The sequence below is a fragment of the Streptomyces sp. 6N223 genome, assembly GCF_052246635.1.
In the GTDB taxonomy this organism is placed as follows: Bacteria; Actinomycetota; Actinomycetes; order Streptomycetales; family Streptomycetaceae; genus Streptomyces.
Map to the genome: position 1 here is coordinate 48444 of NZ_JBQQCA010000014.1, position 15224 is coordinate 63667.

11 protein-coding genes are annotated in these 15224 nt (G+C 67.9%); 10 read left to right on the forward strand and 1 reads right to left on the reverse strand.

Annotation, left to right across the window (positions count from 1 at the left end):
* Positions 1-222 precede the first annotated feature (222 nt).
* The 6 genes from ACTWQH_RS11640 to ACTWQH_RS11665 all read left to right on the forward strand — a co-directional run bounded on the left by ACTWQH_RS11640 (position 223) and on the right by ACTWQH_RS11665 (position 8700).
* Entirely contained in the window at positions 223-1377 is a 1155-nt protein-coding gene (locus ACTWQH_RS11640; RefSeq protein ID WP_443286371.1) for a pyridoxal phosphate-dependent aminotransferase, read from the forward strand.
* 677 nt (positions 1378-2054) lie between these two features.
* Positions 2055-3353 carry an ABC transporter substrate-binding protein gene (locus ACTWQH_RS11645; protein ID WP_443286372.1) on the forward strand — a complete coding sequence of 433 codons (1299 nt, stop codon included), beginning with the start codon at positions 2055-2057 and terminating at the stop codon, positions 3351-3353.
* 202 nt (positions 3354-3555) lie between these two features.
* Complete coding sequence (locus tag ACTWQH_RS11650) at positions 3556-4506, forward strand: carbohydrate ABC transporter permease (RefSeq protein WP_443286373.1); 951 nt, start codon at positions 3556-3558, stop codon at positions 4504-4506.
* Positions 4503-5414, forward strand: a complete 912-nt coding sequence (locus tag ACTWQH_RS11655; protein ID WP_443286374.1) for a carbohydrate ABC transporter permease — start codon at positions 4503-4505, stop codon at positions 5412-5414. The genes ACTWQH_RS11650 and ACTWQH_RS11655 overlap by 4 nt, the downstream gene beginning before the upstream one ends.
* Positions 5415-5469: 55 nt before the next feature.
* Complete coding sequence (locus tag ACTWQH_RS11660; protein ID WP_443286375.1) at positions 5470-7950, forward strand: glycoside hydrolase family 2 TIM barrel-domain containing protein; 2481 nt, start codon at positions 5470-5472, stop codon at positions 7948-7950.
* Positions 7951-8034: 84 nt separating this feature from the next.
* Positions 8035-8700 (forward strand): RraA family protein, encoded by a 666-nt coding sequence (locus ACTWQH_RS11665; RefSeq protein WP_443286376.1) that lies wholly within the window; start codon positions 8035-8037, stop codon positions 8698-8700.
* 122 nt (positions 8701-8822) lie between these two features.
* On the opposite strand, the gene ACTWQH_RS11670 is transcribed toward ACTWQH_RS11665, so the two are convergent.
* A complete protein-coding gene (locus tag ACTWQH_RS11670; protein WP_443286377.1) occupies positions 8823-9794 on the reverse strand; it encodes a LacI family DNA-binding transcriptional regulator in 972 nt (323 codons plus the stop codon).
* 297 nt (positions 9795-10091) lie between these two features.
* On the opposite strand from ACTWQH_RS11670, the gene ACTWQH_RS11675 reads away from it, so the two are divergent.
* Genes ACTWQH_RS11675 through ACTWQH_RS11690 form a run of 4 tightly spaced genes read left to right on the forward strand, consistent with a single transcriptional unit; the run spans position 10092 to position 15196 of the window.
* The gene (locus ACTWQH_RS11675; protein ID WP_443286378.1) at positions 10092-11603 is read left to right on the forward strand and encodes an ABC transporter substrate-binding protein; all 1512 of its coding nucleotides are present in this window, start codon (positions 10092-10094) and stop codon (positions 11601-11603) included.
* 48 nt (positions 11604-11651) lie between these two features.
* Positions 11652-12575, forward strand: a complete 924-nt coding sequence (locus ACTWQH_RS11680) for an ABC transporter permease (protein ID WP_443286379.1) — start codon at positions 11652-11654, stop codon at positions 12573-12575.
* Positions 12572-14329, forward strand: coding sequence for a dipeptide/oligopeptide/nickel ABC transporter permease/ATP-binding protein (locus tag ACTWQH_RS11685; RefSeq protein WP_443286380.1), 1758 nt, complete (start codon positions 12572-12574; stop codon positions 14327-14329). Before ACTWQH_RS11680 ends, ACTWQH_RS11685 begins: the two co-directional genes overlap by 4 nt.
* A gap of 3 nt (positions 14330-14332) precedes the next feature.
* Entirely contained in the window at positions 14333-15196 is an 864-nt protein-coding gene (locus ACTWQH_RS11690) for an ATP-binding cassette domain-containing protein (protein WP_443286381.1), read from the forward strand.
* Positions 15197-15224 lie beyond the last annotated feature (28 nt).

A 15224-nucleotide genomic window follows, 5' to 3' on the forward strand; every position in this document is an offset into this window, starting at 1 on the left:
CTGGATCCTGCGCGAGGCCAAGAATGCCGTGGTCGGTCCGCGACGAAGCGTCTCGGGCGCTCGGCCGAGTGAGCCCAGGCGGCGTCCGTCTCTCGTCCACCCCAAGGCCCCTTCGGCCCCCGATCCGGGAGGGCGGCCGGAGGCGGCGACAGGACCCTTGAATCACTCGAGGCGATGTGCGACTCTAATCTCACTTTTCAGCCCTGAGTCCATGGAGGTCGGATGAGCACGAGCGTTCCACAACGGGCCGCCCCCCTTCCGGACCGCATCAGGGCGGCGTCGAGGCGGCCGAGGACGCTGGGCGGCGCGGTCCCAGGCATCGTCTCCTTGGCGATGGGCGAACCGGATGGCGGCACGCCAGCGGTAGTCGTTGAGGCTGCCGTCCGTGCGCTGCGCGCGGGGCGCACCCGTTACTCACAGGTCACCGGGTCGCCGGATCTCCGCCGGGAGATCGCATCGCACCTGTCACAAACCGCGGGACACCGGTTCGACGCCGCCAATGTCGTCGCGACACACGGCGGCAGCGCTGGACTCGCGGCAGCCGTCCTCGCTCTGGTCGGCCCCGGCGATCGGGTGCTGATCCCGGAGCCGACCTACTCCCTGTACGCGGATCATGTGGCCATGGCAGGCGCCGAGGCCGTGTGGGTCTCCACTCTCCCCGACGGCTCGCTCGACCTGCGGAAACTCGCGGAGGCCGCGTCCGGTGCACGGATGCTCATCCTGTGCAATCCCGTGAACCCCACCGGGATGGTGCTCCCGGAGTCCGATGTCGAGGGCCTCGGCGCGATCCTCCGTGATCACCCCGACCTCTTTCTGTTGTCCGATGAGGCATACCGCGACATCGTCTTCGACGACATCGCGTTCGCTTCGGCGTTGACACTCACCCCCGTGCTGGACCGGGTCGTCCTCGCCGGCACCTTCTCCAAGTCGTACGCGATGACGGGCTGGCGCATCGGGTTCGTCTGCGCCGCTGCCGAGGTCGCCGACAAGATCAACCTTGTTCACCGCACCTTCAACGGGCCCATGAACACCTTCGTCCAGGACGCAGCAGTCGAAGCACTGCGCATCCCCGAGGAGCTGCACACACTCTCGGCGAGCTATCAGCGTCGCCGCGATCTGGTGATGCGGCACCTTGACGGTCTGGATGTCGTGAGCGTCGTACGGCCGCGCGGAGCGTTCTACGCGTTCCCCCGCATCAACAGCTCCCTCTCCTCCGAGGAACTAGTCCAACGGTTGGCCGACGGTGGCGTGCTCGTACGTGCCGGATCCGAGTTCGGTCCTTCAGGCGAAGGGCATGTACGGCTGTCCTTCGCTACCGACGAGGCGACGCTCGAAGAAGGACTGCGCCGCTTCGCCCACGTCATCAAGGCGCTTTAGTTCAGCTATGTCACGGGCGGCGGTCGGGCACCGCTCATGGGAAAAGAAGCCGTCGCCCGGAGTTTGCAATTCACCACGGGCACAATAAATCGACGATGACCGGCCCGCAATGGATCTTGCACCGAGCCAATTCAGTCACCGGCGCCCGAGCCACGGTCCGGACAGGACTGCCTCGTGCGCTTTAGATCACGGTTACGCCACACCTCCACAAACTTCTTGTTTCCGGCCTGGCGGCAGGACATGTTCGGCCGTGCTCCGCGCGACGAGTGCGGCCACGTACTGACCGTGACCGGCCCCGTCCGCTCAGGGCGGCGCCCTCCCAGAAAGCTGTCCCAGAACGCCGGCAATCGCGCCCGTCTCCGACTGCCACGGAACGTCGACGCATGGCCCTTTTTCGCTCATCAGCGACGAATGGTTGACATGCGGCCGACCGAGCCTCATAGTCAACCCAACTGAGATCCATGTCGTACTTCTACGGCGGGTCACCTCCACCGAGGGCCAGGCATGCCGGTACCTGGACACTGCCCGGCTGATGTCGCCCTTCACCTCGATCAGGGGCGGAGTCGACGCAAGGCCGACACATCCCTAAATGAGAAACGAATCGTAGATAATTCAGGCTGAGACGAGGGCGTGAGCGGCGATGGCCCGCGCACTCCGGCCGGCAAGAAGGAGTTCCGATGGCTTCACGATGGGTGAAGGGTGCTGGGTTGGCGCTGGCCCTTGCGTCGCTTGTCACCCTCAGCGCCTGCAGCAGTTCCAGCGAGTCGAGTTCCGACGGGGAGACGGTGACACTGGACTTCTGGGCTTCGGCGAACGGCTACGACAAGGTTGTCGCGCTGTGGAACGAGTCCCACCCCGACATCAAGATCAACCTGAGCCAGATCCCGGCGGGCAGTGTCGGCGGCTACTCCAAGATGCAGAACGCGGTCAGGGCCGGCAACGCACCCTGCCTCGGACAGGTGGGCTACGACACGCTCATGAACTTCGTCGCCAGTGGCGCGGTGGAGGACATTTCCCAGTACGCCAACGCAAGCAAGGGCCAGTTCGTGCCGTGGACCTGGAACATGTCCAGCGTCGGTGACCAGGTATTCGGCATCCCGGTCGACACCGGGCCGATGGCGCTGTTCTACCGGTCCGACCTGTTCAGGGAATACGGGATCTCGGTGCCGACGACGTGGGACGAGTTCGCCGCCGCTGCGCAGGAGGTGCACACCGCCGACCCGTCCGCGTATCTCACGACCACGCCGCAGGATGCCTATGACCTGGGAGCGCTGACCTGGCAGGCCGGAGGCCGTTGGTTCGACACCGCGAACGACCGGTGGCAGGTGACCATCGACAGCGCCCCGACGATGACGGTGGCACGGTACTGGCAGGACCTGCTGGACAGGGACCTGGTCACCAGTGAGCCGATGCTGGACACGGCCTGGTTCGAGAAGGTGCAGGACGGCCAGGTGCTGTCGCTGATCAGCGCCGTGTGGGCGGCGCCGCTGATCGCCGAGAACCTGCCCGATCTGTCCGGCAAGTGGGCCGTAGCACCGATGCCGCAGTGGACCGCGGGAGAGCACGCGGCCGGCAACCGCGGCGGCTCCACGACCGTCGTGCTCGAGGGCTGCGAGCACCCGCAGCAGGCGACCGAGTTCGCCGTCTGGCTCAGCACGAACCCCGACAGCGTCACGACCCTGATCGAGCAGACGGGCATCTACCCGGCCACCACGAGCGGACAGGAACTCCCGGCTGCGAACCAGCCGTCGGAGTACTTCGGCGGGCAGAACATCTACCAGGTGTTCAAGACGGCCGCCGAGAACACGAGCACGGGCTGGGTCTGGGGGCCGACCATGAGCCAGGTTCAGTCCGACCTGAGGGACGGCCTGCAGAGAGCCGGTGCCGGGCAGGGCACGATCCCCCGGTCGGTGACCGCGGCGCAGGAGAGCACGGTCGCGGCCATGGAGAACCAGGGACTGGACGTCGGGAACTGATGCCCACCTGGGTGACAGCGGCCACCCGGCGGTCCTCTGCCGCCGGGTGGCCGCGCCCGCGGGGCACAGCCACGGGAAGCCCGGCCAGCCCCATCGATCCGAGCCCTCGGCACGGGACGTCGACGCGACAAGACCAAACGGAAATGACCAACGGATCCTTCACTTCACCGCGCGGGGTCCACAGCATGGACAAGGAGCAGGCATGGCGGTAACAACGCCCGGCGACAAGGTCACCCGCGCCGTCGCCGGCCCGACGGCCAGGCGCGTCCCCGGCCGACGGCACACCCGTTCCGCGGTGCTGTTCCTGGCACCCTTCGGGCTCCTCTTCGCGGCGATGATGCTCGCACCGATCGGTTACGCGCTGTACCAGAGCTTCTTCAAACTCGAACGCAGCGGTCTCGGGCTGGCACCGCCGACGACCGTCTTCGCCGGGCTCGACAACTACGTGACGGCACTGCACGACAGCCGGTTCATGTCCTCGTTCCTGCGGGTCTTCGTTCTCGGCATCGTGCAGGTGCCGGTGATGCTGGGGTCGGCGCTGCTCCTCGCGCTCCTCCTGGACTCACGCGCCGCCGTGTTCAAGCGGACGTTCCGGCAGATCTACTTCCTGCCGTACGCGCTGCCGGGCGTGATCGCCGCGATCATGTGGTCGTTCCTCTACGAACCGAGCATCAGCCCGTTCACCTCGGCGCTGCGGCACATCGGGCTCGAGGTGAACTTCCTGTCCGACAACCTCGTGCTGGCCTCGACAGGCAACATGATCACCTGGGCGTGGACCGGCTTCAACATGCTGATCATCTACTCCGCGCTGCAGGCGATCCCCGGCGAGCTCACCGAGGCCGCGGTCATGGACGGCTGCTCCGGGTGGCGGGTGGCGTGGCATGTGAAGATCCCGGCCGTGCGTCCGGCGCTGATCCTCACCACGGTGTTCTCGATCATCGGCACCGCGCAGCTGTACAACGAGCCGGCGATCCTGAATCGGGTCGCCCCGACCGTCTCCTCCACCTACACACCGATTCTGGCCGCGAAGCAGTCGGCGGACATCAACAACTACAACTACGCCGCCACGCAGTCGATCATCCTCGCGGTGCTGACCTTCGCGCTGTCCTTCGGGTTCCTCAAGTTCACCCAGCGGAAGGGCACGTTCTCATGACGACTGTCACTTCCCTCCAGGCTGTCACTCCCGCACCCGCCGCCGAGCAGGTCCGTGCCCGCCGGCGCGCACACAAGACGCCGCTGGCCAGCCGGGCGGGTGTGTTCGCGGTCATGCTGTTCTTCGCCGTGTACACCCTGGTCCCGGTCTGGTGGCTGTTGGTGACCGCGACGAAGAACAAGGGCCACCTCTTCACCACGAACGGGTTGTGGTTCTCGCACTTCGACCTGTGGACCAACATCCGCGACGTCTTCCAGGAGCAGAACGGCATCTTCGCCCGGTGGCTCGTGAACAGCGTCATCTACAGCGTCGGCGGCGCCACGGTGAGCACACTGCTGTCGGCCCTGGCCGGATACGCGCTGGCGAAGTACGCCTTCCGTGGCCGAGACCTGGTCTTCAGCATCATCCTCGGCGCCGTCCTGATCCCGGACGTCATGTTCGCCCTCCCCCTGTACCTGATGTTCAGCGAGGTACACCTCGTCAACACCTATTGGGCGGTGTTCCTGCCCAGCATCGTCAGCCCGTTCGGGGTCTACCTGTCGCGCATCTACGCCGCGGCGTCCGTGCCGGACGAGCTGCTCGAGGCCGGCCGGCTCGACGGCGCCAGCGAGGCCCGGATCTTCTGGCGAGTCGCCATGCCGATCATGTCCCCCGCCTTGGTCACCATCTTCCTGTTCCAGTTCGTCGGCATCTGGAACAACTACCTCCTGCCGCTCCTCATGCTCAACAGCGACACACTTCAACCGGTCACCGTCGGGCTGGCGAACTGGCGGGAAGGGGTGAACCAGGGTATCCCCTACAGCGTCACGATCACGGGGGCGTTCCTGTCGGTGATCCCGCTGATCGTCGCGTTCCTCTTCCTCCAGAGGTTCTGGCGCTCCGGCCTGGCTGCCGGGGGCGTGAAGTGAGCCCGCCGGCCCTGCTGCGATCGCCCGGCACGCCATCACCAAGCAAGGAAGTCGCATGATCCGCATTCCGTTCAACGACACCTGGCGCGTCGGCCCTCTGGTGTCCGTCCACGAGGCCATCGTGGTCGCCGGCGCCGGGGAGGAAGAGGTCACCCTGCCGCACGACGCCATGCTGACGGGAGGGCGCTCCGCCGAGAACTCCGGCGGACCTCAGACCGCCTACTTCCGCGACGGGAAGTGGACCTATGAGAAGCAGTTCGACGTTCCGGCGGCATGGGCGACGAAGCGCGTCACGTTCGAGTTCGAGGGCGTCTACCGCGACGCCATGGTCTACATCAATGGCGCTCTCGCCGGCCAGTGGGCCAACGGATACTCCCGCTTCCACGTCAGCGCGGACCCCTTCCTGGAGTACGGCCGGGTCAACACGGTCCGGGTGGACGCCCAGGCGCACGAGGACTGTCGCTGGTACTCGGGAGGCGGCATCCACCGTCCGGTCAACCTCCTCGTCGGTGAGTTCGTCCATGTCACGCCGACCGGCCTGCGCGTGACCACACCGGACGTCGACGCCGAGCTCGCCACGGTGGTGGCGTCGACCGAGATCGTCAACGAGGACGTCTCCACGCGCGTGGTCGAGGTGCGTCTCGAGATCCGGGACGCCACGGGCGCGGTCGTGGCATCATCCGACCGGTCCCGGGTCACGCTCCTGGCCGGCGACACGATCACCACCCATCAGCGGGCGTACGTCCGGCAGCCGTCGCTGTGGAGCGTCGAGACACCGCACCTCTATCACGCATCCGTGTGCCTCCGCGACCACGGCGGCAACAGCGGCCCGCTCGACGAGGCGTCCACGCACTTCGGTATCCGTACCGTCACCGCCGACCCGATCCGCGGCCTGCGGATCAACGGCGAGACCATCAAGCTCCGCGGCGGTGCGGTCCACCACGACAACGGAATCCTCGGCGCCGCGGACTTCGCCGACGCCGCCGAACGGCGGGTGCGGATGCTCAAGGCCGCGGGCTTCAACGCCGTGCGCTCCGCACACAACCCGATGAGTGTCGCCATGCTCGATGCCTGTGACCGCCTCGGCATGCTCGTCATGGACGAGCTGTTCGACGTCTGGACGGTCGCGAAGTCCGGTGACGACTACTCGCGGAGATTCCCGCAGTGGTGGGAACGCGACGTCGACGCGGCCGTGGCGAAGGACGTCAACCACCCCAGCGTGATCATGTACTCCATCGGCAACGAGATCATCGAAGCCGGAACCCCGCACGGTGCCCGCTGGGGCCGCCGCCTCGCCGAACGGGTGCGCGCGGTGGACCCCACGCGCCTGGTCACCCACGCCCTCCAGGGCATGTACATCGCCCGTGACAAGATCCCCGCCCTGAAGGCCGAGCTGCGGCTGGACACCGCTCCACGAGGGCTGAACGACTACCTGGGCCAGGCCGTGCATCTGCTCGACGCCCTCATGGCCTCGCCGGTCGTCGGCGAGCGGCTGGCCGAGCCCGCCTCCGTCCTCGACGTCGTGGGACTCAACTACGGCGAGAGCCGGTACGTGCTGGACAAGGAGGCGTTTCCCAACCGTGTGGTCGTGGGCTCGGAGACGTTCCCGACGAAGATCGACCAGCTCTGGCAGCTCGTCACCGAGAACTCCCATGTCATCGGCGACTTCACCTGGACCGCGTGGGAGTTCCTCGGCGAGGTCGGGACCGGACGGCACGTCTATCCCGAGGACCAGCAGGAGCACCGCGCCCCCTACCCCTGGCTCACCGCCGAGTGCGGGGACATCGACATCACCGGACAGCGCCAGCCGATCTCGTACTACCGCGAGATCGTCTACGGGCTCACGCAGACGCCCTACCTCGCGGTGCGACGCCCTCGCGACGACGGATACTTCATCAAGCCCAAGGCGTGGACCTGGACCGACGTCTCGCCCAGCTGGACCTTCGACCTCCCCACCGGCTCACCGCTCCACGTGGAGGCCTACGCCGTGGCCGAGGATGTCGAGTTCCGGCTCAACGGCACCACCGTCGCGACCGTGCCCGTCGGTACCGAGCGGAGCTTCGTCGCCGAGGCCGACGTGCCCTATGAGCCAGGCGTCCTGGAGGTCGTCGCGTACCGCGAGGGAGCGGAGGTGGGGCGCTCGGCACTCCACAGCGCCGGCGAACCCGCACGCCTGAGGCTGGAGACGGACCGAAGCGCGCTCTCCGCCGATCCGCAGCGGCTGGCCCACATCGACGTCCGCCTCGTCGACGCGAACGGCGTGATCAACCCGAACCGGGACACGAAGATCACCATCGAGGTCGACGGTCCCGCCGTCCTCCAAGGATTCGGTTCCGGAGCCCCGTCCACCGAGGAGAGCTTCCTCGACAGCTCCACCACGTCGTTCAAGGGCCGAGCCCTGGCCATCATCCGGGCCACCGGGGAAACGGGCCGGATCACCTTGACCGCCCGGGCTCACGGGCTCCCGGACACCTCGCTCGGGATCGATGCCGTCCAGGCACAGGACGCCGATCGGCCCGGCATCCAGACGGTCTGACACAGGAGAGATCCGCCGCTCGGATCCTCATCCGATCCCGCGGCACGGAGACCCAGTTCCTCACATGACAGGAGAACGGCACAGATGGCAGACGCACCGTCCGTACATGGTTATGCGACGGCCCCGGAAGGCTCGGCGAACATAGAGGTCGGTCCTGAGTGGCAGCGTCCCGGCAGGCGTCTGCTGGAGGAGTTCCAGAAGCACTCGGTCGCGAACATCGGTGACGCACTCGGGCGCCTTGGCATGCCGGACGGTGGCATCACCCCCCTCTGGGACGGCTGCCGCTCCGTGGGCAGCGCACTGACCGTCCTGACGGTCGCCGGAGACGACCTGGCCGTGATCGATGCCGTCCCGCACATCCGGCCCGGCGACCTCCTCGTCATCAACGCCTTCGGGTACGCGGGTCGAGCCGTCATGGGCGACATCCTCGCCCAGTACTTCTCGTCCCGGGGGGCCGTCGGCGCGATCGTCGACGGGGCGGTGAGGGACCAGGACGAGATCCGCCAGCAGGGCTTCCCCGTATGGTCGCGCTCGGTCACGCCTGCGGGGCCGTGGAAGAACGGGCCCGGGGCTGTGGGTCTGCCGGTCGCCATCGGCGGTGTCGTCGTCAACCCGGGTGACATCGTCGTGGCCGACTCGGACGGCATCGCGGCCGTGCCCCTCACAAAGGCGCAGAACGTCGTCGCAGAGCTGACGCGGGTCGTGGAGTCCGAGCAGCGCATGCGCAACCGGGACAAGCAGACGCCCTGATCCAAGGGCACCTGATCACGCGTCGCAGGAGCGAGGACGATGACCCCATCCAGCACCACATCCGAACAGCCGACCGGCCGGCATGCCGTCCGGAGGACCGTTACCGTCGTTGCGGGACGGTGTCAGGTTGTTCCTCGTGGCAGGACGCTCAGGATTTCGGTGGGGCGGTCGTGGGTGGCGGTGGGGTTGAGGATGCGGTCGGCGAGGTAGCGAGCTTCATCTTGTTCGGCCAGTTGGATGGTGGTCAGTGGTGGGTGGACGAGGCGTCCGACGCGGATGTTGTCCACTCCGATGATGGCGAGATCCCGCGGAACGCGGATGCCTTCGAGGTGTGCCGCGGTGAGCAGCGCGATGGCGACTTCGTCGTTGTAGGCGGCGATGGCGGTGACGGGTGGAGCGAGGGAGCGCCAGGTGGCGAGTGTGGATCGGGCGGCGTCGACGTCGAGGTCCACGGCCGCGACGACGGGCTCGGCGATGCCTCTGGCGGCGCATTCCCGGCGGGCGCCGGCCAGTCGCGGGTTGGCGTACTCGCTCAGTTGCTCCATGTCGCCGGTGGTGGCGTAGGCGATCGACGTGTGTCCGACGTCTGTCAGGTAGTGCACTTGAAGGCGTCCGATGGACTCCTGCGTCGATGCCTGGTCATTCGTCGACGACGCCTCATGGCTGCGGAGGGTCGTCAGCGCCTGGATGCCCCACTGGCGGAGTTCGCGCTCTTCGCCGGGGGAGTACGGGGTGTCGCTGATGACGGCGCGTGGGTTGACAGCCCGCCAGACGTCGCCTGGCCGTTCGTGACCCTGGCCGTGGTACACGAGGAGGGTGAGGCCGTTGGCGGTGAGCAGTTGGGTCAGGGTGTCGAGGAATGACTCGGTGACCGCGCTGACGACGCGATGGGGCAGCAGTACGAGGACGACGTCGCTGCGGCCGGTGCGCAGTGCGCGCGCCGCGGCGGAGGGCGCGTAACCGAGCCGGGCCGCGGCCGCGCGCACCCGATCCCGTGTCGCCTCCGGGATCGAGAGCCCCTCCTTGTTGTTCAGGACGTAGCTGACGGTCGTCCGTGACACGCCGGCTTCGCGCGCGACGTCGACGCTGGTCACCCTGCGGGCCCGGTCCTGACGGGGCGCCGCGGTTGAACGGTCCGTGGTCATGCGGACGACTCTGTCACGCCAGGCGCCGATTCTGCCAGCGTCGCAGCCGCGTCGAGATGCAGGTCACTCGATTCATTAGTGACACGTGTCTTACACCGTTGACACGATTCACTAACAGGCCTACTGTCGCTGCACCGCGCAGGGGACGGCCCATGTGGCGGCCCAGGGAAGACGACTTTGCGGCGAGGAGCCGGGCGGCCGGGGAAGCGCCCGGAGAAGCGCCGCATACATCCCAAAGGAGCAAGAATGTTCGGCACACAACGACGTGTCCTGCGAGGACTGGCAGTCCCGATCGCCCTGCTGACGCTCGCCACCGCCGGCTGCGGCGGCGCTTCGAGCACAGGTTCCGGCAGTTCCGGCACGTCGGTTCTCACGCTCGGGATGACCGCCGACATCGTCGGCTGGGACGACCAGCCCGCCTATCAGGGGTGGGCGGTCGAAGCGGTCAAGGACACACTCCTCAGGTGCGATGAGACCGGCGCCCCTCAGCCGGGGCTGGCCAGGGAGTGGACGTTCAGCGAAGACACCAGCTCCGTGACGGCCCACCTCCGGCCAGGCGTGACCTTCTCGGACGGCTCGGCCGTCGACTCCGGGGACGTCAAGGCGAGCTTCGAACACGCGGCATCGAAGAACGGGCGGTTCGCCGGCATCGAGATCGAGACACCGGACGACCTGACGGTGACGATCACCTGGCCGGCACCGCAGCCCGCGCTCTCCCTGAAGCTGTGTGAGCCCCGCATCTCCCCGTCGGAGCAGATTGCCGCGGGGGAGCTGGACGACAAGCCCATCGGGTCCGGCCCGTACACCCTCGACGCATCCGCGACCACGCGCGGCTCGGTGTACACGTTCATCAAGAACGAGGACTACTGGGACGCCGAGAACTTCCCGTACGAGCGGCTGGTCATGAGGGTCCTGGAGAGCGAGACCGCGGCACTGAACGCCCTGAAGACGGGACAGATCGACGGGACCATCGTGTCCCAGGCCACCGTCGACGAGGCCCAGGGGTCCGGGCTCGAGGTCAAGACGCTGCGCGGCGTCACCACGCGCCTTCTGCTGACGGACCACCTCGGAGAGGCCATCCCCGCGCTCGGCGATGTGAGGGTTCGCCGGGCGATGAACATGGTCTTCGACCGGGACGCCATCGCCGAGCAGCTCTACCGGGGCTACGCCGATCCCGCCTACCAGATCTTCCGCCCTGACAGCGACGCCTACATCGACGGCCTCGACGACCCGTACCCGTACGACGTGGAAGCGGCCCGGGAGCTGATGGCCGAGGCGGGCTACGCCGACGGGTTCACGCTGAAGATCCCGTTCATGGAGGGGCAGAACCTCGACCTCCTCATCCCCTATGTGACCGATCAGCTCGGCCTTCTCAACATCAACGTGAAGCAGGAGACACTCAGCGGCCCCAGCGCCATCCAGGAGCTGCTGAGCGGCGACTACCCCGTGCCCTTGTGGCAGCTGGGGAACTACGGCGAATCCCTGCAGGACATCCAGGACTACGTGCTTCAGGACGGCATCTGGAACGTCATGCACCAGCCGGACCCCACGATCGAGGACCTGTGGCAGAGCATTCTCAACGGCACGGACGAGGAGCGTGTGGCGGCTCAGCAGGACATCAACCGGCACGTCATCGACCAGGCGTGGTTCGTGCCGATGGCGTACCCCGACGGCTTCTACGCCCACAGCCCGGACCTCGAGATCCCCACGATGTCGGACTACGCGGGACTGCACCCACTGCTGCGGGACTTCAAGTAGCCGCGGCCGGTCGAGGAGGAGTTGCCCGCGATGGTGTGGTCCCTGCTCTTGAAGCTTCTGCGAGCGCTGGGCGTGCTGCTCGTGGTCAGCTTCGCCACCTTCTGCCTGATGTTCGGAAACGGACCCGGGATCGCACGGGCGATCCTGGGCGAGTCCGCCACCGAGGCCGACGTCCGGCGTGAGGTCGCCCGGCTGGGACTCGACCGGCCACTGCTCGTCCAGTACGGCGACTGGCTCGGGCATGCGGTCACCGGTGACCTCGGGAGGTCCTTCTTCACGGGGCAGCCCGTGACGGAGGCCCTGTCGACGCGGGTGCCGGTGACCCTCACGCTGGTGGTTCTGACCCTCTCGCTCACTCTGGTGATCAGTGTGCTGCTCGGAGTGGCGGCCGCGGTCTACGGCGGATGGCTCGACCGGGTCGCCCAGTTCGTCGCCGTGGTCGGCGAGAGCGTCCCGGCGTTCATCGTGTCGATCGGTCTCGTGTCCCTGTTCGCCGTCTCCTACCGGATCTTCCCGGCGACCGGCTACGTGCCGCCGGAGGACGGCGTGAGCGACTGGCTGACCTCCGTGACACTCCCCCTGCTGGCCCTTCTCATCGGTTCGGTGGCGAAGGCGGCGACGCAGTTCCGGGGGGCCGTGCTGGACACTCTCTCGCAGGACTTCGTGCGCACGCTCCGCGCCCGCGGCATCCCCGAGTCCCGCGTCGTGTTCCGGCACGTGCTGCGCAACGCCGCCGGCCCGGGCCTCACCGTTCTCAGCCTTCAGACGCTGGCCCTCTTCGGCGGGGCGATCTTCGTGGAGCAGGTCTTCGCCCTGCCCGGCATGGGCCAGCTGGCCAACCTGTCGGCACAGCAGGGTGACGTCCCCATGGTGATGGGCGCCGTCATCGTGGCGATCATCGTCGTCCTCTGCGTCAATCTCCTGGCCGATCTGGCCAACGCTCTCATCGATCCGAAGGCGAGGGTCAGATGACAACGCTCTCGATTCCGGACGCGCTCCCGGTGCGGCGCTCCAGCCTCCGGCGGCTCCTCAGACATCCGACCGGGGCGATCTGCCTGGGCTTCCTCGTACTCGTGGCGGCCTTCGGGCTTTCCAGCCCCTGGCTGGCTCCCGTCGATCCGAACGCCACGGACCTGGCCGCGGTGAACGCGGGCCCCTTCAGCGAAGGGCACCTTCTCGGGGCGGACGCGACCGGAAGAGACATCCTCTCGCGGCTGATGTGGGGAACCCGCCCGACGCTGCTCGGGTGCCTGATCGTCCTGGCCGTATCGCTCTCGGTCGGCCTGACCAGCGGCCTCGTCGCCGGCTTCTACCGAGGCAGGATCGACGCGGTCGTCAATTTCCTGTCGGACGCCGTCATGTCGCTGCCCGGCATCGTCCTGCTCATCTCGCTCTACGCCCTCACCGGACCGAACATCATCGCGGCGATGGCCGTGTTCGGGCTGCTGATCGCACCCACGTACTTCCGTCTCGTCCGGTCCATCGTGGTCGGCGTTCGCAATGAGCTGTACGTCGACGCGGCCAAGGTTGTCGGACTGTCCGACGCGCGCATCATCGCCAAGCACGTGCTGTGGGCGGTGCGGGCGCCGGTCATCATCCAGACGTCCTTCATCCTGGCCGCCGGCATCGGCATCCAGGCCGGGGTGGAGTTCCTCGGGCTGGGCGACCCGGCCCAGCCCTCGTGGGGAACGGTCCTGCAGAACTCCTTCGACAACCTCTACAACAACCGCCCCGGCATGATCTGGCCGGCGCTCCTCATCAGCCTCACCATCATGGCTCTCGTCCTGCTCGGCAACGTCCTGCGGGACGTGCTTCAGTCGGCGGCACAGAGCAGGGACCTCAAGCCCGCGCGGCGCCGGGAACTCCTCCGCGAGGCCCGGAAGGCGCGCGCCGACGCCGCGCCGGAGGTCGCGGCGAAGGTCGCGCCGGACGTGATCCTGTCGATCCGCGGCCTTCGTGTCGGCTATCCGGGGAACGAGCAGCGCGTGCGCGAGGTCGTGCACGGAGTCGACCTCGACGTGCGCCGCGGGGAGATCCACGGGCTGGTCGGCGAATCGGGCTCCGGGAAGTCGCAGATGGCCTTCTCGACGCTCGGGATCCTGCCGCGTCAGGCGGTCGTCCTGGGCGGGAGCATCCGCCTGGACGGCACGGAATTGCTGGGCGACGACGATGCCCTGCGGCACGCTCGCGGCCGGCGGATCGCGTACGTCCCGCAGGAGCCCATGTCGAACCTCGACCCGGCGTTCACCGTCGGGGCACAGCTCGTGTATGGCCTTCGCGCCGCCCGGAAGATGAACAGATCCGATGCCGAACGCGAGCTGCTGGGTCTGCTGGCGCGCGTGGGCATCGACGATCCCGAGCGCGTGTTCCGGCTCTACCCGCACCAGATCTCCGGCGGGATGGCACAGCGCGTACTCATCTGCGGCGCCGTGGCCTCCAACCCCGGCCTCATCGTCGCGGACGAGCCGACCACCGCCCTGGATGTCACCGTCCAGGCCGAGGTGCTCGAACTGCTCCGGGAGCTCCGCGACGAGCGCGGGCTCGCGATGATCCTGGTCACGCACAACCTCGGCGTTGTCGCGGACATCTGTGACGCGGTGAGCGTGATGAAGGACGGGCACATCGTCGAGCGGAGCGACGTGGACGCGCTCTTCGCCTCGCCGGCCCACGACTACACGCGCGAGCTGCTGTCGGCATCCCGCCGTGTCGAACTCGCGGAGGTGTGAGAGGTGGCGGAACCAGTGCTGCGCGTCGAGAACCTCGTCGTCCGCTACGGCGGCCGCCGCGACCCCGTCACGGTGATCGATGACGTCTCCTTCGACCTCGCCCCCGGCGAGACCCTCAGCCTCGTCGGCGAGTCCGGGTCGGGAAAGACCACCATCGGCCGCGCGATCCTTGGGCTCGCGCCCGTGACGGCGGGCTCGATCACCTTCCGCGGGGAGATCATCAGCAACATCCCACGCGCCAGGCGACGCAAGGTCGCACGCGACATCCAGGTGGTGTTCCAGGACCCGTACTCCTCGCTGAACCCCTCGATGAGGATCGAGGACATCCTGGTCGAGCCCCTGGCCGCGGCCAGGTCTTCCGGCGGGCGGGCGCGGGTGCGGGAGCTGCTGGACGCCGTCGGCCTGCCGGCCGACGCCGGCGCGCGCTACGCCAGGGAGTTCTCGGGCGGGCAACGACAGCGGATCGCGATCGCGCGGGCGCTCGCGCTCGACCCGTCGGTGATCATCTGCGACGAACCCACAAGCTCCCTGGACGTGACCACCCAGGCCCGCGTGCTCACGCTTCTCGAGGAGATCCAGCGCGAGACGGGCGTCGCGTACCTGTTCATCAGTCACGACCTCGGCGTGGTCCACAGCGTGAGCGACCGGATCGCCGTCCTCTACCACGGGCGCGTCGTCGAGATCGGTGAGGCGCACGGCGTCGCGGCGGACCCGCGACACCCGTATACGCGCAGGCTCCAGATGGCCGCCCCGGTGGCGGACCCGGCGAAGCAGCGGCTGCGGCGAGCACGTCGCCTGGAGCTCGCGCGCGAGGAACAGCCCTCCGCCCCCGGCGCCAGAGGGGAGCCGGTCGAGACACGACGTTGAGATCCGGCCCTCCGCGCCCTCCACACCC